This window comes from Desertimonas flava (assembly GCF_003426815.1).
Classification (GTDB): Bacteria; Actinomycetota; Acidimicrobiia; order Acidimicrobiales; family Ilumatobacteraceae; genus Desertimonas; species Desertimonas flava.
On sequence record NZ_QKYK01000040.1, the window covers coordinates 21750 to 41914 of the forward strand.

The 20165-nt window shown below is 70.9% G+C and carries 17 protein-coding genes and 2 pseudogenes; 9 read left to right on the plus strand and 10 right to left on the minus strand.

Annotation, left to right across the window (positions count from 1 at the left end):
- Positions 1 to 37 precede the first annotated feature (37 nt).
- From DN771_RS26485 to DN771_RS26495, 3 genes are all read right to left on the minus strand, one after another.
- A complete protein-coding gene (locus tag DN771_RS26485; RefSeq protein ID WP_117000582.1) occupies positions 38 to 1189 on the minus strand; it encodes an ABC transporter permease in 1152 nt (383 codons plus the stop codon).
- A gap of 64 nt (positions 1190 to 1253) precedes the next feature.
- Complete coding sequence (locus tag DN771_RS26490; protein WP_117000583.1) at positions 1254 to 2234, minus strand: sugar ABC transporter substrate-binding protein; 981 nt, start codon at positions 2232 to 2234, stop codon at positions 1254 to 1256.
- 109 nt (positions 2235 to 2343) lie between these two features.
- Positions 2344 to 3288, minus strand: coding sequence for a TIM barrel protein (locus DN771_RS26495; protein WP_117000584.1), 945 nt, complete (start codon positions 3286 to 3288; stop codon positions 2344 to 2346).
- A gap of 100 nt (positions 3289 to 3388) precedes the next feature.
- On the opposite strand from DN771_RS26495, the gene DN771_RS26500 reads away from it, so the two are divergent.
- Positions 3389 to 4129: a GntR family transcriptional regulator gene (locus DN771_RS26500; RefSeq protein ID WP_117000585.1), complete on the plus strand. Its 741-nt coding sequence runs from the start codon at positions 3389 to 3391 to the stop codon at positions 4127 to 4129.
- On the opposite strand, the gene DN771_RS26505 is transcribed toward DN771_RS26500, so the two are convergent.
- A complete protein-coding gene (locus tag DN771_RS26505) occupies positions 4122 to 5540 on the minus strand; it encodes a phytoene desaturase family protein (RefSeq protein WP_117000586.1) in 1419 nt (472 codons plus the stop codon). The two genes, DN771_RS26500 and DN771_RS26505, sit on opposite strands and share 8 nt — an antisense overlap.
- 27 nt (positions 5541 to 5567) lie before the next feature.
- On the opposite strand from DN771_RS26505, the gene DN771_RS26510 reads away from it, so the two are divergent.
- Both DN771_RS26510 and DN771_RS26515 read left to right on the plus strand, forming a co-directional pair.
- On the plus strand, positions 5568 to 6746 hold the full coding sequence (locus DN771_RS26510) for a serine hydrolase domain-containing protein (RefSeq protein ID WP_162942445.1): 1179 nt from the start codon (positions 5568 to 5570) through the stop codon (positions 6744 to 6746).
- A 115-nt stretch (positions 6747 to 6861) separates the two neighbouring features.
- Positions 6862 to 7461: a dihydrofolate reductase family protein gene (locus DN771_RS26515; RefSeq protein WP_117000588.1), complete on the plus strand. Its 600-nt coding sequence runs from the start codon at positions 6862 to 6864 to the stop codon at positions 7459 to 7461.
- A 33-nt stretch (positions 7462 to 7494) separates the two neighbouring features.
- Here DN771_RS26515 and DN771_RS26520 read toward each other — a convergent pair whose 3' ends face one another.
- Positions 7495 to 7905: a cytidine deaminase gene (locus DN771_RS26520; RefSeq protein ID WP_117000589.1), complete on the minus strand. Its 411-nt coding sequence runs from the start codon at positions 7903 to 7905 to the stop codon at positions 7495 to 7497.
- 117 nt (positions 7906 to 8022) lie between these two features.
- On the opposite strand from DN771_RS26520, the gene DN771_RS26525 reads away from it, so the two are divergent.
- Positions 8023 to 8439, plus strand: a complete 417-nt coding sequence (locus DN771_RS26525; RefSeq protein WP_117000590.1) for a universal stress protein — start codon at positions 8023 to 8025, stop codon at positions 8437 to 8439.
- Positions 8440 to 8454: 15 nt separating this feature from the next.
- On the opposite strand, the gene DN771_RS26530 is transcribed toward DN771_RS26525, so the two are convergent.
- A complete protein-coding gene (locus DN771_RS26530; RefSeq protein WP_117000591.1) occupies positions 8455 to 10059 on the minus strand; it encodes a leucyl aminopeptidase in 1605 nt (534 codons plus the stop codon).
- A 68-nt stretch (positions 10060 to 10127) separates the two neighbouring features.
- Between DN771_RS26530 and coaBC the strand changes: the two genes are divergently transcribed.
- Positions 10128 to 11390, plus strand: coding sequence for a bifunctional phosphopantothenoylcysteine decarboxylase/phosphopantothenate--cysteine ligase CoaBC (coaBC, locus tag DN771_RS26535; protein ID WP_117000592.1), 1263 nt, complete (start codon positions 10128 to 10130; stop codon positions 11388 to 11390).
- Here the strand turns inward: coaBC and DN771_RS26540 are convergent.
- On the minus strand, positions 11380 to 12492 hold the full coding sequence (locus DN771_RS26540; RefSeq protein WP_162942446.1) for a patatin-like phospholipase family protein: 1113 nt from the start codon (positions 12490 to 12492) through the stop codon (positions 11380 to 11382). The two genes, coaBC and DN771_RS26540, sit on opposite strands and share 11 nt — an antisense overlap.
- A gap of 73 nt (positions 12493 to 12565) precedes the next feature.
- On the opposite strand from DN771_RS26540, the gene galE reads away from it, so the two are divergent.
- From galE to DN771_RS26555, 3 genes and pseudogenes are all read left to right on the plus strand, one after another.
- The gene (gene galE, locus DN771_RS26545) at positions 12566 to 13546 is read left to right on the plus strand and encodes a UDP-glucose 4-epimerase GalE (protein WP_117000594.1); all 981 of its coding nucleotides are present in this window, start codon (positions 12566 to 12568) and stop codon (positions 13544 to 13546) included.
- Positions 13547 to 13577: 31 nt separating this feature from the next.
- The gene (locus DN771_RS26550) at positions 13578 to 16130 is read left to right on the plus strand and encodes a GNAT family N-acetyltransferase (protein WP_117000595.1); all 2553 of its coding nucleotides are present in this window, start codon (positions 13578 to 13580) and stop codon (positions 16128 to 16130) included.
- A 34-nt stretch (positions 16131 to 16164) separates the two neighbouring features.
- Positions 16165 to 16470: pseudogene (locus DN771_RS26555) on the plus strand (GNAT family N-acetyltransferase); the annotation flags it as partial.
- A gap of 43 nt (positions 16471 to 16513) precedes the next feature.
- Here the strand turns inward: DN771_RS26555 and DN771_RS26560 are convergent.
- Positions 16514 to 17884, minus strand: coding sequence for a M20/M25/M40 family metallo-hydrolase (locus DN771_RS26560; protein ID WP_117000597.1), 1371 nt, complete (start codon positions 17882 to 17884; stop codon positions 16514 to 16516).
- Positions 17885 to 17904: 20 nt separating this feature from the next.
- On the minus strand, positions 17905 to 18657 hold the full coding sequence (gene cofE / locus DN771_RS26565; RefSeq protein ID WP_117000598.1) for a coenzyme F420-0:L-glutamate ligase: 753 nt from the start codon (positions 18655 to 18657) through the stop codon (positions 17905 to 17907).
- A gap of 31 nt (positions 18658 to 18688) precedes the next feature.
- On the opposite strand from cofE, the gene DN771_RS26570 reads away from it, so the two are divergent.
- Complete coding sequence (locus DN771_RS26570; RefSeq protein ID WP_117000599.1) at positions 18689 to 19630, plus strand: 1,4-dihydroxy-2-naphthoyl-CoA synthase; 942 nt, start codon at positions 18689 to 18691, stop codon at positions 19628 to 19630.
- A 100-nt stretch (positions 19631 to 19730) separates the two neighbouring features.
- Here the strand turns inward: DN771_RS26570 and DN771_RS26575 are convergent.
- Positions 19731 to 20165, minus strand: a pseudogene (locus DN771_RS26575) (ArsR family transcriptional regulator); the annotation flags it as partial.

Genomic DNA, 20165 nt, shown 5'->3' on the forward strand with positions numbered 1-20165 from the left:
ACGGGCTGCACCAGTCCTTCCTCGATCGCGATGCCGGTCACGGCAGCTCTCCCTCGCGGACCATCGCCTGGGTGGCCGCCGCCATTTGGGCTCCCTCCTTCGCCGACGCCTCGACGTCGGACGGTGGCGGCTTCGAGGCTGTGCGCGCCCAGCGCCGGATCGCCTCGTTCGAGAACGCCGCGATGAGGAGGATGATGCCGAGGAACAGGTAGTACAGGTTGTTGTCCCAGCCGGCCAGCGGGATGCCCTGCTGCGTCATGCCGAGGATCAGGCAGCCGAGGGCGGCGCCGATCACCGAGCCGAGGCCGCCGCTCAACAGGCAGCCGCCCAACACGCAGGCGATGATGAAGTAGAACTCCACCCCGACACCTTCGGTGACGTTCGAGCGGCCGGTGTCGAAGAGATAGACCATGCCGCGCAGCCAGCCGCAGATCGACACGGCCATGAACAGACCGATCTTGGTGGCAGTGGCCGGCACCCCGACCATACGGGCGGCGTCCTTGTTGCCGCCGACGGCGAAGATCCAGTTGCCCACCCTCGTCCTCGTGAGGACGAACGCCCCCACCAGGGCGAGCACGACGAACCACAGGATCGCCACCTTGAAGGCCGCCCGGCCGAGGTGGAAGAGATCCGAGGCGAACAGCCAGCGCCCGAACTCGAAGCCGGGCTCCTCTCGGATGCCCTCGACGTTCGTCACACCGGTGACCCGTTTGGTCAACCAGAGGTTGAAGCCCTGGAGGGCGAAGAACATGCCGAGCGTGACGATGAAGCTCGGCAGGCCAGACCGGATCACCATAAAGCCGTTGGCGAAGCCGATCGCCGCGGCGATGGCCAACGACAGCAGCACGGCGAGCGGTACAGGCATCCCGCTGTGCACGGCGAAGATCGCCGCGAACATACCCGTCGTTCCCGTCAGCACGCCGGCCGACAGGTCGAACTCGCCCCCGATCATCAGCAGGGCGACGGCCAGTGCGGTGAGTCCGTAACGCGCCGACACCTCCACGTAGTTGGCGGTTCCGAGCCAGGACAGCCAGGTGCCGCGGGCCTGAGAGAAGAACAACAGCCAGACGACGACGGCGCCCACCAGGGCCCCGAACTCGGGACGGATGAGCAGCTTGCGGGCGATCGACGTCTGGCCGAGCCGTTCGTCCCTCGGTCGAACGCCCGGTGCCGGAAGTGCGACGGTCACGGTGATCTCCTCTCGAGTTGCGCCGGTGTGGGAGGGGGTTTGCCCCTCCCACACCCAGGCGGGGTCAGCGGGAGCCGTCCGCCGTGAGCTGCTGGACCTGCTCGGCGTTCTCGGCCGTGACGAACCCGGGACCGGTGAGCACCGGCTGCCCGCCGCCGACGGTGTTGAGGTTGTCGGCGTAGAGCTTGAGCATGACGATCGGCAGGTAGCCCTGCAGGTACTGCTGCTGGTCGACGGCGAACAGCATGTTGCCGTCGACGATCGCCTGGATCACGTCGGCGCTGAGGTCGAACGTGGCGATCGTCATTTCACCCAGCACACCGAGCTCGTCGAGGGCGGCCAGCGCGGGCGACGCAGCCGTCGGCCCGAGGGCCAAGACGGCGTCGATCGTGTCGTCGGCCTGCAGCGTCGAGCTGACCGTGCTGGTGATGCCGGCGGCGTCGTTGAGGTCGACCTGCACCACCTCGAGGGTGCCGCCGGCCTCTTCGATCGCCGCCGCTGCCCCGTCGCACCGGGCGTCGAGGCCCTGGTTGCCGACCTCGTGGTGCACGCAGAGCACATGGGTGGCTCCGGCCTCGGCGAGGCGGGCACCGGCAGCCTCACCGGCGATGAACTCGTCCTGGCCGACGTGGGTGATCGCCCCGATCTCCTGGTAGTTGTCCGAGCCCGAGTTGACGGTGATGATCGGGATGCCGGCCTCGTGGGCCGCCGCCAGCGACTCCTGGAGCGCACCGAAGTCCGGCACCGACACGACCAGGCCGTCGGGCGCCTTGGCCACCGCGGCGTCGATGAGGGAGGCCATCTCGGCCATGTCACCCGACGCCGGCGCCGAGTAGTTGGCGGTCACACCCATCTGGGCGGCCGCGTCGTCGACGCCACGCTTGAACACCGACCAGAACGGATCGGAGGCCTGGCCGTGGGTCACGACCTCGATCGTGACGTCGCCTCCCTCGGCACTGCTTGGAGCCTGCGCCGACGCGGTGGCGGTCGAGCCGGCCAAGACGGCTGCTGCGGCGACGACGCCGAAGCGGAGCTTTCCTCTCATGGTTCCCCCTGTTTCCAGCCGGCCTCCTCGGCCGGGATTGAAGTCCGGCCGTGACGACCGGGTGGTTTGTCGGAACGGGTGACGTGGCTGCATCCCCTGGCAGCGTGCGTCAGGACGGCGGCGGGGCCGTCAGCGAGCGAACATAGTCCAGGCTGCGACGGGCCGATTCGAGCGGCCCGGCTCCCTGGGCCGGGGCGACGGGACCGAGGTCCTCGTCCTGCTCGAGCACGTACCAACCTGAGTACCCGGCGCGCTCGAGGGTCGCGATGGTGCCGGCGACCGGCGCGCCGCCGTCGCCGAGCGGGAGGAAGAGACCACGCCCGACCCCCTCCTGGATCGTCAGGGCACCGCGCCGGACCTCGGCGGCCACGGTGACGTCGATGTCCTTGAGGTGGACATGAGCGACCCGATCGGCCGCATCGGCGGCGAACTCGGCCGGGTCGTAGCCTCCGATGGCGAGATGTCCGGTGTCGAGGCACCAGCGGACCGCGCTGCGATCGAGCACCGTGCGCACGTCGGCGGCGGTCTCGACCAGCGTTCCGACGTGCGGGTGGAGCGCCTGGATCAAGCCGTACTCGGCGCACAGATCGTCGAGCTCACCGAGCATGCCGACGAGGTGGTCCCACTCGCTGTCGGCGAGGGGGCGTCGCGGACTCCATGCCTCGTCGACGACGACCGCCGACACGAACATCGTCGCGCCGGCGGCGCAGAACAGCTGGGCCGTGGCCCGAGCCTCGGCCAGGGTGCGCTGGCGCGCCGACGGGTCGTGCAGCACGACCGGGACGAACCCGCCGATCAACGACAGGCCATGCGGCTCGAGCAAGGCGCGCAAGGCGTCGGGGTCGCGGGGCAGGAATCCCGGTGCTCCGAGCTCGGTGCCCGACAGGCCGAGCGAGCGCATCTCGGCCAGCACCCTGTCGGCCGGCAACATGACACCCCAGCCGGGCACCTCGCACACGCCCCACGTGATCGGCGCGCCGCCGATGCGATCCGCGCTGACGAGCGGTTCGCCGGCGGCCGGTGAGTGATGGGCAGCGGTGGACACGATGCTCATCAGCGTGTCTTGTTAAAGTCCTAATGTCAAGACAAAGCGTGCGACCGTGCGAGAACTCACGCGCGACGACGGCCCAGAGGGGCTCACAGCGGGAGGTGAGATGACCGGAGCGACCGGAGCGATCGGAACGATGGTGCTGCGACGCGACTCCCCCGTGCCGCTGTACCACCAGGTGGCCGAGCATCTCCGGGAACTGATCGGCTCCGGCGAGCTGGCGACAGGCACGCTACTGCCCAACGAGATCGACCTCGCCCAGAGGTTCTCGCTGTCCCGGCCGACCATGCGCCAGGCGCTCGACGAGCTCGTCCGCGACGGCTTGATCAGCCGGCGGCGCGGGATCGGCACCATCGTGACACCGCGCGAGTTCCATCGCGGCGCGCACCTCACGAGCGTGCACGACGACCTCGTCGCCGCCGGTCGCCGGCCGGCGACGGAGGTGTTGTCGATCGTCGTCGAACCCCGCTGCGCCGACGTCGCCGCCGCATACGACGACGACACCGACATCGTCGCCATCACCAGGCTGCGGTCGGCCGACGACGAGCCGTTGGTCGTGATGCGCAACTGGCTGCCGCTGCGCTACGCCGATCTCACCGCGGCGATGCTCGAGACGGGCGGGTTGTACGGCGTGATGCGCCAGCGCGGCGACGTCCCGGTGACGGCACGCAAGGAGATCAGTGCGGTCGGGGCGGCGACGTTCGAGGCCAGGTTGCTCGGCGTCCGCCGCGGCACCCCGCTGCTGCGCGTCCGTCACGTCGGGTACGACGCGGCCCGTCGCGTCATCGACGTCGGCGACCACCTCTACCGCGGCGACGCCTACACGGTCGACGTCCCCGTCACCTGAGCCGGCGGAGGGCCGCACGGGCGGCGTTGGCGCCACCCATCCCGTGCACTCCGGCGCCCGGCGGCGTCGCCGCAGAGCACACGTACACGCCGGGCACACCGGTGAAGTACGGGTCGACCGCGACGCGGGGACGGAAGAGGGTCTGACGCGGATCGCTGGCGCCGGTGGCGATGTCTCCGCCCACGTAGTTGGCGTTGTAGGCCTCGAGCCCGGCCGGCCCGATCGCCACCCGGGCGACGATGCGCTCGCGGACGCCCGGGGCGAAGCGTTCGATCTGACGGAGGATCGCCTCGGATGCGTCTCCGGTGTAGCCGTTGGGAACGTGGGCGTAGGCCCAGACCGGATGGATCGTCCCCGACGACCGCGTCGGATCGGCCAGGTATTGCTGGCACACCAGCATGAACGGATCGTCGACCATCGTCCCCCGGGACACGGCGCGTTCCGACGCGACAATCTGCTCGAGCGTGCCGCCCACGTGCACCGTCCCGGCTCGACGGCACGCCTCGTTGGTCCACGGGATGCCGCCGTCGACGGCGAGGTCGAGCTTGAACGCCGCCGGGCCCTGCTTGTACCGGCGGTACGCCCGCGCGACGTGCCTGGGCAGTCGGTCGCCGACGATGTCGGCGGCCGCCTGGGGACTCGTGTCGAGCATCACCACGTCGACACCCGCGAGCTCGTCGATCGACGAGACGCGGCGGCCGGTCGTGATCCTGCCGCCGGCGTCGGCGAGCACCCCGGCGAGCGCCGCGGCGATCTTCTGAGACCCGCCCTCGGCGACCGGCCATCCGTGGGCATGACCGTTGGCCGTCAGCATCAGCCCGACCGAGGCGCTCAGCGGGCGCGTGAGCGGCTGGATGATGTGGGCGGCGGCGCCGGCGAACAGTGCTCGCGCCTCGTCGCTGCGCCATCGGCGCGCCACCCAGGTCGCCGGGCGGAGTGCTTCGAGCCCGAACCCGGCGAGGCGGATCGGATGCGCCGGCACATGGAGGATCGGCCGGAACGCATCGGTCACCAGTTCGGCGAAGTGGTCGGTCAGCGGCCCGAACGTGCGGCGCCACGCTCCCCCGTCCTTGCCGAGCCCGGCGCAGGTCTCGTCGAGGGAGCGGACCATCACCCCGGCGCGGCCCCCGTCGAGCGGGTGGGCGATGTCCACCGCCGGCCATCTCCACCGCAGGCCGTGGCGCTCGAGATCGGGCGCGAGCTCCTGGAGCGCCGGCGAGGCCAAGGCGGTCGGATGGGTCGCCGAGCACACGTCGTGCAGCACCCCGGGCACGGTCAGCTCGGCCGAGCGCATGCCCCCGCCGATCGTCGCCGATGCCTCGATCACCTCCACGTCCAGCCCGGCGCGCGCCAGCACGATGGCTGCCATCAACCCGTTGGGGCCCGACCCGACGACGATGCCGTTGCTCACGGGAACCGGCACGCCATGATGGTCACGGTGGTTCGCACGCTCTCCATCCTGCTTGCATTCGCACTGCAAACCTCGTCGGTGGGAGCGTCGTCCGACCCCAGCGACCCGCCGCCGGACTCCGCGGCCCACGCAGTGGCCACCACGACCGTCCCCCCGGCGAGCCCGCCGCTGGTCGACGCCGAGTCCTGGGCGGTGTTCGACCAGATCGTCAGCAACCGACTCGTCGACCGCGGCGACCTGGCGGCCGGCGTCGCCGTGTCCGTGGACGGTCGGCTCGTGCACGTCGCCGCCTACGGCCGGCGCACGCCGGTCGACCCCATCGACTACACGGTGCCGACCGATCGCTTCCGGATCGCCAGCATCTCCAAGCTCCTCACCGCGGTCACGGTGCTGCGCCTCGTCGAGGCGGGCCACATCGGCCTCGACGAACCCGTGGCGGCACGGATCGCCGCGTCGCTCGGCGTCAGCCCGAACGACGGGTGGTCGACGGTGACCGTCCGCCAACTGCTGTCCCACACAGGCGGCGTCCCGAAGTACCGCGGGCAGTTCTTCGGTGGGGACTTCACCACGTGTGAAGGGGCGGCGATCTACGGACTGTCAAACGGTCTCGACCGGAGCCCGGGCACGGCGCACGTCTACAGCAATCTCAACTTCTGCCTGCTCGGTCTGCTGATCGCCGACATCACCGGACGCAGCTACGAGGAGTCGGTCAACGACCTGGTCCTGCGCCCACTCGGCATCCGCGGCGCCCGCACCGTCGGCACGTACGGCGCCAACATCTCCGAGGTCGTCCACCCGTCCGCGCCCGGCCGGGCCTACATGGAGGCCCTCGGCGGGGCCGGGGCCTGGGTGGCGACGCCCGCCGATCTCGTGAGGCTCGTCGACTCGCTCGACACCACACGTCCCGGCTGGCACCCGCTCTCGGCCGAACTGGCCGCCCTGATGCCCATCCCGATGGCCGGCGTGTCGTTCCCCGATCCCGGCCAGCGCCTCTACGGGCTGGGCACCATCGTGTGGCCCGACGGTTCCTGGGGGCACACCGGCACGGTCGAGGCCACCCACGCCATGGTCGCCCACCGGCCCGACGGCGTGACGTGGTCGATCCTCGTCAGCGGCGAGACACCCGCCGAGACCGAGTCGCTCCGCGACGTGTTCGCCGACGCCCTCGCCGGGGCCGGCATCACCCTCACTGCGCCGCTGGCCTGATCTCGCCCGATCGTCGCGGGGCGTTTGCCCGGTCGCGATGACTTTGCCGCGGCCGAATCGTCTCTGGCTCCAACGCATCGGCGACGCCTCCGTCGTCTCGACCTTGGGAGATTCAATGGGCAACGTGATCGCACAGGCGATGATGTCGGTCGACGGGTACATCGCCAAGGACGACAACACCATCGGACGACTCTTCGACTGGCTCCAGAACGGTGACGTCGAGCTCGTCTCGCCCCGAGGGGACACAACCCTCCACGTGACGGCGCAGAGCGCTGCCCACATGCAGTCGTGGATCGCCACGTTCGGGGTGCTCGTGTGCGGTCGAACCCTCTTCGACTTCACCGACGGGTGGAACGGCAGGCATGACTTCGACGTCCCCGTCGTCGTGGTGACGCACAGCGTTCCGACGGAGTGGGTGGCCGCTCATCCCGATGCCCCGTTCACCTTCGTGACCGACGGGGTCGGGGCGGCGATCGAACGGGCGCAGAAGATCGCCGGTGATCTCGCCGTCAACGTGACGGCCGGCGTGCTCGCCGGTCAATGTCTCGAGCTCGGGCTGCTCGACGAGGTGGCGATCGACTTGGTGCCCGTCGTCATGGGCGGCGGTCGACGGTTTTTCGGGAACGCCGCCGTCGAGGACGTTCCGCTCGGCAACCCGACCATCTGCGTCCAAGGCGATCAGGTCACCCACCTCAGGTTCCCGGTCATCCGCTGATCGCAATCCGTTGTGAACGGGGTCGGACGCTCGTCAGCCGGACGCGTACGTGCCGCGGCGAGGTGCCCGGGGAATCAGGTCACCCAGCCGGGCACGGCTCGACTCGCCGCCCGGCTCGCACGCGATGACCGTCAGCTCCGGCCCGGCGAGCTCGAGGGCGACCTGGAGGCATGCGCCACACGGAAAGGTCAGCCGACCCGACGTGCGTTCGGAGACGATCGCCAGCGTCGTCGGCACCAACCCGAGCGCCACCGTGGCGAACAACGCCGAGCGCTCGGCGCACATCGCCAGGCCGAGCGAGACGTTCTCGACCAATGCCCCCGGCACGATCGTCCCGTCGGCGCACCGCACGGCTGCGCCCATCCGAAAGCTGCTGTACGGAACGTACGAACGGTCGCGGGCCAGGGTCGCGGCCTCGATCAGGCCGCCTTTGTCGTCACTCATGGCGCTCGTGTACCCGCACGCGCGGATCCGAGAACAATCGGCCACACCCTTGCCCTCTGGCCTGCATGGGTCGAGACTGGAGAGGTCAGGAGCCCAGCCTGACGAGAGGGGGACCCGATGCCCACCATCTTGATCGTTGCCAACCAGACGCTCGGAGGGGAGGCCCTGACCGAGTGCATCGAGAAGCGGCGCCGGCTCGGCCCGTGCTCGTTCTACGTCGTCGTGCCGGCCACTCCACCGAAGGAGCACCTGACGTGGACGGAGGGCGAGGCGCGAGCGATCGCCGCCCAACGGCTCGAAGGCTGTCTGGATCAGCTCAGGGCCACCGGCGCCGACGTCGAGGGGGAGGTGGGCGACGCCAACCCGATGCTGGCCGTCGCCGACGCGATGAACCATCACGAATTCGACGCCGTCATCGTGGCAACCCTGCCGGCAGGGTTGTCGCGGTGGCTGAAGCTCAGCCTGCCGGACCGAATCGCCCGGCGCTACGGGCTCCCGGTCGATCACGTCGTCGTCGCACCGTCCCACGTGTGACGGGCCCGCCGCGGGTCAGGCGGACGAGCGCGCGTAGCTGGTGACGAGGTCGATCAGCAGCCTCGTGCCCACGCCACTGGCGCCCTTGGTCCGCCACGAGTCGTCGGCGTCGAACTTCATCGGGCCGGCGATGTCGAGGTGCGCCCACGGGATGTCGCCGACGAACTCGGAGAGGAAAACCGCAGCCGTGATCGCCCCGCCATAGGGACCACCGACGTTCTTGAGGTCGGCGACGTCGGAATCGAGCAGCTTGCGGTAGCGATCCTTGGCGAGCGGGAGTTGCCACACGGGTTCGTCGGTTGCATCGGCCGCCCCCCGGATGGCGTCGACGAGCCCCTGATCGTTGCCGAGCACGCCGGCGTACGACGTGCCGAGGGCGACCACGCACGCACCGGTCAGGGTGGCGATGTCGATGATCGCGTCGGGCGACTCCTCGGCGGCCAGCGCCAGGCCGTCGGCCAACACCAGGCGGCCTTCGGCATCGGTGTTGAGCACCTCGACGGTGGTGCCGCCGTGGATGTGCAGGACGTCGCCCAGCTTCATGGCCGACCCCGACGGCATGTTGTCGGTGCACATCAGGTAGGCGCTCACGTGGTTGGGGCACCCCAAGGCGGTCAGCGCCGACATCACGGCGAGCACGTTGCCGGCGCCGGACATGTCCATCTTCATGACGAGGTGCATGCCGTCACTCGGCTTCAGGCTGATGCCGCCAGAGTCGTACATGACGCCCTTGCCGACGAGCGCGATGTGCGCGGCCGTGGGCTTGGCCCGCTTCGGCCGGTAGGTCAGCTTCACCAACCGCGCCGGCTCGGCGCTCCCGGCGTTCACACCGAGGAGACCACCGCAGCCGAGGAGCGTCAGCTCCTCGGGGCCGAACACCTCGACACCGAGACCGGTCTCGGCACCGATCTGCACGGCGAGCTCGGCGATCCGGGTGGCCGTGAGATGGCTCGGCGGCGTGTTCGCCAGGTCGCGGGCGAGGCAGGCGGCAGCAGCGGTGGCCCGGCCCTTCGTCGCCCCGCGCTCGACCGCGGCGACATCGTTGCCGGCGAGGAGGGCGATCGCCGAGACCGGCGTCGTGGACGAGGAGTTCCTCAACGCCCCGTAGCGGTAGCGAGCCAGCACGATCCCCTCGACGACCGCCGCTGCGGCGTCGGCCGCCGAGCCGCTCGCCGATGTGTGCAACGCAGTGGCGAGGGAGCCGTGCTTGCCCGCCGCCCGGGCGAAGGCGGCGGCCGCGTCGCGGAGCTGGCTCGTCGACAGGTTGCCCTCGCCGACACCGATCGCCACCAGCGCCGCCGCACCCTGACGGGGTACGACGTGCGTCTGGCCGAGCTTGCCCTCGAAACCGGCGGCGGCGAGCGTGGCCCGGTCGAGGCCGAGCGAACGAGGGACCGCCCCCTTCTCCCCGACGGGGAGACCGATCGCTCCGGCCGCGGCCGGAGCCGAACGGGTGACCACCACGTCGATCGTCGTCGATCGCGACGGAGCGGGATCGAACGTCCGGCGATCCTTGGCCACGTCGGCCAGGCTGATCGTCGGCGCGGCCGTCTCGGCGCCGGTGGTCGTCGAATCCTTCTTGGCCGAATCGTTCCGGACGGGGTCCTTCGTGGGGGGCATCGGACCAGTCTTGCGCGCCGCCACCGTCAAACCGACATGGCCCGGAGAGGAGGCACTAGCCTGACGGCTTGTCCCCTCGTGTGCTCTTCCAGCTGAGCGGCTCGATCGCCGCCTACAAGGCGTGCCACGCCATCTCCCGGCTCACCCAGGCCGGCTGCGAGGTGCAGACCGTCGCCACGGACGCCGCCTTGAAGTTCGTCGGCGCGGCCACCCTCGAGGGCCTGTCGGGCCGCCCGGTGGCGACCGACACGTTCCAGCCCGGTTCGCAGATGGATCACATCCACCTCGTGCGCTGGGCCGACGTGATCGTGCTGTGCCCGGCGACGGCCAACACGCTCAATCGTCTCGCCGCCGGAATCGCCGACGATCTCGTCGGCACGATGTTCCTGGCCCATGACTTCAGCGGGTCGACATCGGGCGGCCGCCCGAAGCCCTACCTCGTCGCCCCGGCGATGAACACGGCGATGTTCCGGCATCCGGCCACCCAGGAATCGATCGCCCGGCTGCGGGGGTGGGGCGTCGAGTTCCTCGAACCCGACGCCGGGGCGTTGGCATGCGGGGAGATCGGGGCCGGCCGCCTCGCCGACCCCGACGTCGTGGTCGCCGAGGTGCTCCGCCGACTTCCGGCCGGCACCGGTCATGAGGCGGCTCCCGAGTCGCTGCGCGTCGCCGTCACCTCCGGCGGTACGAAAGTGCCGATCGATGGTGTGCGGGCGATCACCAACACCAGCACCGGATCCACCGGCGCCACCATCGCCACGCACCTCGCCGCGAGTGGCCATCACGTCACGCTGATCCACGCCGCCGACGCCGTCGTGCCGGCTGCCTCCGCCGGCGTCGAGCTCGTCCCCTACGAGACGTTCGCCGATCTCGACGCGGTGCTGCGCGCCACCCTGCCCGGCGGCCACTTCGACGCCGTGATCCACCTGGCCGCGGTCAGCGACTACGACATCGATCATCTCGAGGTCGACGGCCGACGCGTCGCCGCGGCCACGGGCGGCAAGATCGACTCGGGCGGCGCCTTGTCGATCCACCTTCGGCGCAACCCGAAGCTGCTCACCACGCTCAAGCAGCTCGCCGGCGACCAGGCGACCATCGTGGGCTTCAAGCTCACCAACGACGCCGAGCCGCAGGCGCGCCGCGAGGCGGTGCGCAAGGTAGCCGAGTGCGACGGTGTCGACCTCGTCGTGCACAACGACCTCACGGAGATGGGTCCCGGCCGGCACGGAGCCACGATCTACCGGGGCGACGACGTCGTGGCCACCGCCGGCGACAACGAGCAGTTGGCGGCGGCGATCGAAGCGCTGCTCTCCTCGCGCGTCAGCGGCTGAGGATTGCCAGGCGGTCGGCGATCTCGGGCTCGCGGAGCCGGGCGAGCGTCGAGGCCTGAACCTGTTCGATCACGGCCGGGGCCTTCGACGGGTCCATCGTGTTCCCGGACATCTGGGCGAGGTCGTCCGCCGTGGGTTGGAAGGCCACGGTCTCCACACCCCGGTCCCGCAGCCCGATCAGCTCTCCCGCCAGCCAGCGCCGGGCCATCTGACGCACGGCCGAACGGGGCGAGAGCTCCGGCCCGGCCCGTTCGGGCGACATCGGGGCACTGACGATGACCAGGTCCGGTGCCTCCGGCTCCACCGGTTCCGCCGACGCCGGATGGGTGCGCGGCACGGGGACCAGGTGGGCGGCGAGATCGGCGTTCGTGGTCGAGTGCACCCCTCCGTCCACGTACCGCTCGCCGTCGATCTTGACGGGGGCGAAGTAGCCGGGCACGGCGCACGACGCCTGCACGGCCCGGCCGACGGTCACCGGGCCGGCGCTGGCGCCCTCGTCGCGGCCGAAGACGACCCGGTTGCCGACGTCGAGCTTGACGGCGACGATCCACAGCGACGACGACGGCCACTCCGACCCGAACAGCGCGTCGTAGGGCGCACCGAGCGAGTCGGTGGGGCGTCGGCCCGGCGGCACCATCGCCGAGAAGAGCGAGCCGGGGGTGACCCGCCAGGGCTCGCGCAGCGCACGCAGGACGCGCTCGGGCGACGCCATGCGCATCTGCCGGACTCGCGTCGCGAGCTCGGCGACGCCGTCGAGGGGACCGTCGGCGCCCGGGCTCTCGTCCACGGCGGCATCCGGGTCGGCCTCCGCCGGCTGGTCGGCGGCCGCGAGCTGGGCGATGGCCGCCTCGCCGGTGCGCACGATGCGACGCCCAGCAGGCGACAACGGCCGCCCGAGCGCCCTGGCACGCATGTCGAGCGGGCCGAGGCCGGCCCGCAGACCGGCGCCCACGATCGATCCCGCCGACGTGCCGACGATCAGCTCGGCGGACCGGGCATCCCAGCCCAGCTCCTCGGCCAGGCTGCTGAGCACACCGACATGGAACGCGTGGCCGACCGAGCCGCCGGCACCGAGCACCAGAGCCACCCGCGGGGACCTCATCTCACGCACATTATGGGCGCCGTCCGGCGTTCGCGGCCGTGACGGTGGGTCCCCCAGCAGTAGCCTGCCGGCCATGAGTGTGCTCGTGACGGGCGGTGCGGGATACATCGGATCGCACACGGTGCGCCGGCTCCACGCCGACGGGGCCGACGTGGTGGTGCTCGACACCCTCGAGCTCGGCTACCCACAGGCCATCCCGGGGATCCCCCTCGTGCGGGCGTCGATCGACGACGTCGACGCCGTCACCGCGGCCTGCAAGGAGCACCGCGTCACCCAGGTCATCCACTTCGCCGGCTACAAGAGCGTCGGCGAGTCGATGGAGCTCCCGACGAAGTACTGGATCAACAACGTCGCCGGAACCGCCACACTCGTCGACACGATGCTCGGCCTCGGTGTCGACCAGATCGTCTTCTCGTCGTCGTGCTCGGTGAACGGGACGCCCGACTCCGTCCCCGTCGCCGAGGACGCGGCGATCCGCCCCGAATCGGTCTACGCCGCCTCGAAGGCGATGGTCGAACAGGTCCTCGGCTGGTACGGCGTGACCCACGGCCTCCGCTCGGTGAGCCTGCGGTATTTCAACGCCGCCGGCGCCGAAGCAGACGGCCGGCACGGCGAGGTCTGGGACCGCAGCATCAACCTCGTCCCGGTCGCCATGAAGGCAGCCCTCGGCCGCCGCCCACCGCTCCAGGTGTTCGCCGACGACTACCCCACGCCGGACGGCACCTGCATCCGCGACTACATCCACGTCGACGACCTCGCCGACGCTCACGTCCGGGCGCTCGCCTACCTCGCCGGCGGTGGTGCGAGCATCGCACTGAACGTCGGCACGGGCATCGGGAGCTCGGTGCTCGACGTCATCAAGGCCACCGAGCGTGCGGCCGGCCGCCCCGTCCCCCACGACATCGTCGGCCGGCGCGCCGGAGACCCCGTCGCCACGTACGCCGACCCCACGCTGATCAACGCGACGCTCGGATGGACGGCGACCAAGACGCTCGACGACATCGTCGAGACGGCCTGGCGCTGGCACAGCACCCACCTCGACGGCTACGGCTGAGCCCGGCGGCCCGACCCCCCATCGCCGCCGAATGACCGCCGACGACGTCGCCGCCCGCTGGACCTCGCGAGTCGTCCTGGGCGACGGCGAGGCCGCCGTCGTGCGGCCGATGACCCCGGCCGACGCTCCGGCGCTCCTCGCCTTCCACGAGCGCCAGTCAGCCGACAGCCTGTACCGGCGCTTCTTCTCGCCGAAACCGACCCTCTCGGAGGCCGAGCTCGAACACTTCACCAACGTCGACTTCGTCGATCGCGCCGCCCTCGTCGTCGAGAGCCATGGCGAGTTCCTCGCCTGGGCGAGCTACGAACGGTGGCCCGGCCGGGACGACGCCGACACGGCCTTCATGGTCGACGACGCCCACCACGGCAAGGGCATCGCCACGCTGCTGCTCGAGCACCTCGCGGCGATCGCCACCTCCAACGGCATCGACCACTTCACGGCCGAGGTGCTCGCTGACAACCGGCCGATGCTCGCCGTGTTCAGCCGGGCCGGCTGGCCGCTGGAACGCCACTACGACAGCGGCGTCATCGAGGTCGACTTCGCCCTCGACGAGACGGCGCAGTTCCTCGACTCGATGGCCAAGCGCGAGCAGCGCGCCGACAGCCGGGCGATGGCCCGCCTCCTGATGCCGCGCACGATCGCGGTCGTCGGCGCCACCGACCGCCCCGGCACCGTCGGCGACGCGTTGTGGCGCAACGTGTCCAGCGCGGCGACCGGCCCGGTGTACGCGGTGAACCCCAACCGGGCGACCGTCGGCGACACGCCCACCTACGCCAGGCTCGCCGACATCCCCGACGACGTGTGGCTGGCGGTCGTCGCCGTGCCGGCCGCGGCGCTCGCCGACGTGCTCGCCGACTGTGCCGCGGCACGCGTCCGCGGCGCCGTCATCGCCACGGTCGTCGACAACACCGACGTCGACATCACGGCCCTCGTCGCCGACGCCAACCGCGCCGGGGTGCGCATCATCGGCCCGTCCAGCATGGGCGTGGCGTCCTCGCGCCCGGAGATCGGCCTGCAGGCCTCGCTCGTGCCCGTCCGCCTCACCCCGGGACCGATCGCCCTGTCGCTGCAGTCGGGCTCGCTCGGTTCGTCGGTGCTGCGACGTCTCGAGCAGCTGCACCTCGGGCTGTCGTGGTTCGTGTCCATCGGGGACCGCTCCGACGTCTCCGGCAACGACCTCCTGCAGTTCTGGGACGACGACGAGAACACCAAGGTGATCGGCCTCTACACCGAGACGCTGGGCAACCCCCGGCGGTTCGCCCGCATCGCTCGCCGCGTGTCGCAACGCCGCCCGATCGTCGCGGTCCGCACGGGGACGGCGGCTTCGGGACCGTCGGGAGGCGCGCTCTATCAGCGATCTGGGCTGATCGAGGTTCCCACGGTCGCCGCCCTTCTGGACACGCTGCGGGTGCTCGCCACCCAGCCCGTGTTGCACGGCCGCAACGTCGCGGTGCTGTCCAACTCCCGGAGTCCCCGCACGCTCGCCGAGGCTGCCCTCGTGTCAGCAGGTCTGCGCCCCGTGGCGGCACCCCGGCCGCTCGACTGGCGGTCGACGCCTGCCGACTACACCGATGCGGTCCGGGCTGCGCTCGACGACGACGGCGTCGACGGCGTCATGGTCATCCACGCGCCGCCGCTCCAGGCCGCCATCGGCGCACCCGTGGCCGAGATCGACGCCGCCGTCGAGGGTGCGACCAAGCCGGTGACCGCCGTCCTCCTCGGCGCCACCGACGGCCCGATCAGGCGAGGGTCGTCGGTCCCGGGCTTCGCGTTCCCCGAATCGGCCGCTGCCGTGCTCGGACGCTCGTACGCTTACGGCCATTGGCTCGACACCGAAGCGGCGGCTGCGCCGGTCACCATCGACGGCGTCGACGACGACGCGGTCGACGCCGTCATCGCCGACGCCTTGGCGCGCGGTCCGGTGTCCGGCGACGGCCGCACACTCGATGTCGCCGAGACGGACGCGATCCTTCGCGCCTACGGCATCACCATGCCGCCGAGGATGTTCGTGCCGGCCGACGACGCCGTCGACGCCGCTGCCGAGGTGGGCTATCCCGTCGCCATCAAAGCCCGCCACCGCCACCCCGGACGATCCGTCGACGCAGGAGTGGCGCTCGACCTCGCCGACCGCGTCGACGTGGTGTCGTCGGTGCAGCGGATGCGGAGCGCGCTCGGCGATCACGCCGACTTCGTCGTCGTCCAGGCGATGACCGCGCCGGGCGTCGACCTGCGCATCCGCGTGGTGGCCGACGAACGGGCCGGACCGCTCGTCACGGTGGGCATCGGGGGCAGCCAGGCCGATCTCGTGGACGAGACGCCGCGCCTCGCCCCGCTGTCGTTGGAGAGCGCCATCGCCCTGCTCGAGGAGTCGCGGGCGGGAATGGCCCTGCAGCGCGCCGAAGTGGGCTCGGGCTTCGTCATCGACATCATCCTGCGGGCCGCCCAGCTGGCCGCCGAGCACCCCGAGATCGTCACGCTCGACCTCAACCCGGTCATCGCCACCCAGGACCGGTGCTGCGTCACCGACGCCGTCATCCGCGTCGCTCCGCTTCGCTACCCCGGAGCGACGCTGCGCCGTCTGTGAGCCCGCGACGGAGTCCTCTGCACGCTGGTCGCCGGGCCAGAATGCACGGATGGAAACTCAGGTCACCCACGACGAGGCAGGTTCCCGCTACGTGATCTTCGCCGGAGATGCCGAGATCGGATTCGCCGAGTACCGCCTGCTCCGGAGCGACGACGGCGACGTCGCCGAGTTCCACCACACCCTCATCGAACCGGCCCGCCGCGGTCAGGGCCACGCCGAGCGCCTCGTCAAGGCGGCGCTCGACGACGTGCGATCGCGCCAGCTCAAGGTCCGCCCGACGTGCTGGTACGTCGACCAGTTCATCGTCGAGCACCCGGGGTACGCCGACCTCCGCGTGTGAATCGTGCGCCTGACGGGATGTGCCTGACACATCCCGTCAGGCGTCAGGTGAGGAGGTGCTTGGCGAGGCCGTGCCAGTAGTCGGTGGAGAGGCCGAGCGACTCGGTGTCGATGCGCTCGTCGTTGCCGTGGAATCGCTGACCGAAGCTCTCCAGCGACATCCCCGGGGCGAACAGGGCGGCGCCGTACGCGATCGAGCCCCGCTCGCGGAAGAACCGGGCATCGGTGCCACCGACCATCAGACCCGGCTGGAGCTTGGCGCCGGGGAAGGCCACCTGGGTGCGTGCCGCCAGTGCGTCCCACAGCGGCGAGTCGAGCGATGAGCGGGTCGCGTCGGCCCGCTGGATCGGTGAGACCTCGACGCGGTCGCGAAGCTCGCCGAGGGCGTCACGAAAGATCGCCTCGACCGCCTCGTCGCTCTCACCGGGAAGGAGGCGGATGTCCACGTCGATGTCCACCACGTCGGGGATGGTGTTGGTCTTCTGCCCGCCGTGGGCGACGTTGGGCGAGATCGTGGTGTGGGTGCACGCATTGGCCCGGCGGGCCACCGCCGGGTCGAGACCGGCGATCACGTCGTCGATCCGCGCCGGGTCGTCGAGCGCGGCGAGCACGTCGTCGGGCAGGTCCAGGCCTTCCAGTTGGGCCTTCCACAGGTCGTCGAGCTGCGGGATCGTGCGGTACTGGGACAGGCGCCGCACGACCTCGGCCGCGGTGACGAGGGCGTTGTCGGAGCCGTACGGCATCGACCCGTGGCCCGGCGTGCCCTTCACGCGCAGGCGCAGCCAGGCGATGCCCTTCTCGGCGACGCTGACCGCGACACGCCGAATGCCGTCGTTGCCGACCGACGACCAGCCGCCCGTCTCGGTGAGCACGTAGTCGGCACCGACGACGTCCCAGTGGTTGTCCACCATGTACTCGGCCCCCCACGTGCCGCCGGCCTCCTCGTCGGCGACGCCGAAGTAGATCAGCGTGCCCTTCGGGCGGAAGCCCTCGTCGGCGAGCCGGCGCACCGCCACCGCCATCGACGACGTGATGTTCAACATGTCGATGGCGCCCCGGCCCCAGACCTCGGGCCGTCCGTCGGGGGCGGTGATGATCTCGCCGCCGAACGGATCGTGCGACCAGCCGTCGGGGTTGACCGGCACGACGTCGGTGTGCCCCATCAGGCAGAGCGACGGCGCCGTGGGGTCGGAACCCTCGATGCGGGCGACCATCGACGCCCGGCCCGGCCGCGATTCGAAGCGCTGCACGGCGAGCCCGGCACCCTCGAGGTACGTGGTGAGCAGATCGGCGTTGCGGATCTCGCCGCCGCTGTCGGGTGTGCCGTCATTGACACAGGCGTTGCGGATCAACGACTGCAACAGCTCGGTGGTCGGTCCGGTGAACGCCTCGGCCGACGCCGCCTGAGTGGTCATGGGGCGACCCTACTGACCGGTCAGCGAAACAGGTCGCGGGACGGGTCGCGAAGCAGCATCTGGGCGGTCGCCGACTCGTCGGGCTCCCAATCGAAGCCGCGCACGACGGCCACCGGCACCCGCGACACGTTGCCCTTCACCAGTTCGGCGGCGGCCGTCAGCTCGTCGGCGACGCACAGCTCCTGCACGCGGAACTCGTGACCGTGGGGATCGCGTTGGCCGATGTAGCTGGTGATCGGCGACATCCCGGCGATGCCGATGGCGACGTCGGTCTGTCCCTCCCGCCAGGGCCGGCCGAACGTGTCGCTGACGATGACGGCGATGTCGAGGCCGGCGGAACGGAATCCGTCGCGCAGCCGGCGGGCCGAGCCGTCGGGATCCTTGGGCAGCACGACGACGCGGCCGGCGCCGCCGCTGGACGACTGGTCGACGCCGCTGTTGGCACAGATGAAGCCGTGGTGGGTCTCGGTGATCAGCACCGGGCCGCTCATGCGCACGACGCGCCTGGATTCGGCGAGCACGACCTCGACGACGCGGGGATCCTTGTCCCACTGCTCGGCCCAGGCCGCGGCAAAGGGCGAGGGGTGCACGCCGGCTAGGTCGATCACGGCACCTTCGGCTTTCGACACCACCTTCGAGGTGACGATCACCACGTCGCCGTCGTGGAGGTCGGTCGCCGCGGTGATCATCGCCGAGAGATCGTCACCCGCGGCGATCTCGGGCAAGCCACCGACGCCGAACACCTGGATCGAGGAGGCCTGGGTGGAAGCCATCGCTCGGCACGGTAGCGGCCATGATGTCGACATGGCGTCCAACAGCGCGAACGGCGTGTCCGACATCTTCGATCCCGAGCGGTGGACCCCCGTCCCCGGCTTCGATTTCACCGACATCACCTACCACCGAGCGGTCGAGCACGGGACGGTGCGCATCGCCTTCGACCGGCCGGAGGTGCGCAACGCGTTCCGGCCCCACACCGTCGACGAGCTGTACACGGCCCTCGAGCACGCTCGCACCTCGAGCGATGTCGGTTGCGTCCTGCTCACGGGGAACGGCCCGTCGCCGCGCGACGGCGGCTGGGCGTTCTGCTCCGGCGGCGACCAGCGCATCCGCGGCAAGCAGGGCTACCAGTACACGGTCGCCGGTGACGACGGCGCGCCCGGTGAATCGGCGGCCTCCGTCGATCCCGGTCGCCTGGGGCGGTTGCACATCCTCGAGTGCCAGCGGCTGATCCGCTTCATGCCGAAGGTGGTGATCTGCGTGGTCCCGGGCTGGGCAGCGGGCGGCGGCCACAGCCTGCACGTGGTGTGCGATCTCACGTTGGCCAGCGCCGAGCATGCCCGGTTCAAGCAGACCGACTCCGCCGTCGCCAGCTTCGACGGCGGATACGGCTCCGCCTACCTCGCCCGCCAGGTGGGCCAGAAGTTCGCCCGTGAGATCTTCTTCCTCGGTCGGGAGTACTCGGCCGAGGACTACCACCGCATGGGCGCCGTCAACGCCGTGGTGCCCCACGCCGAGCTGGAGGCGACGGCGCTTCAATGGGGGGCGGAGATCAACGCCAAGAGCCCGACCGCGCAGAAGATGCTCAAGTACGCGTTCAACCTGCTCGACGACGGGCTCGTCGGCCAGCAGCTGTTCGCCGGCGAGGCGACCAGGCTCGCCTACGGCACCGACGAGGCGGCCGAGGGTCGCGACTCGTTCCTCGAGAAGCGGGACCCGGACTGGTCGCCGTATCCCTGGCTCTACTGATCGGACTCACCGGTCACACGACGGGGGCTCCGGCGCGACGCTTCAAGACACGCCGGAGCCCTCCGTCGGGTGGCAACCGTGATGGGAACTGCAACCGGCGTCAGCTGGCCGGTCCGCCCGGATCGGGAAGCGGGAAGGTCGACAGCTGGATCTCCACCTGGCTGTGCTCGTCGCCGGCGTCACCGTGCTGGCGGTCGGAGGCGAGCTGGTGCCAGCGCATGATGACCGCTTCGAGCTCGCTGTTCAGGGTCTCGAGCTCCCCCGCGCTGAGGCGCAGGTGGAACGTTCCTTGCTTGCTGGCGTCCTGCCACTCCCGGGGCCAGTCGTCGAACGTCTCACGCCAGTGCTCCTGGCGCCGGAGCCGTCCGCGGTTGAACTCGTTGAGCACGAGTGTTGTCGCTTCCCGGGTGGCGGCGTCCTCCTGGAGGTCGGGTGTGTTGATCTGCAGCCCGCCGGGAACTCGCCGCCACCAGCGCTCGCGCCCCGAGCCGCGTCCGGGGTCCTCCTCGACGAATCCGTAACGCTCGAGCTGACG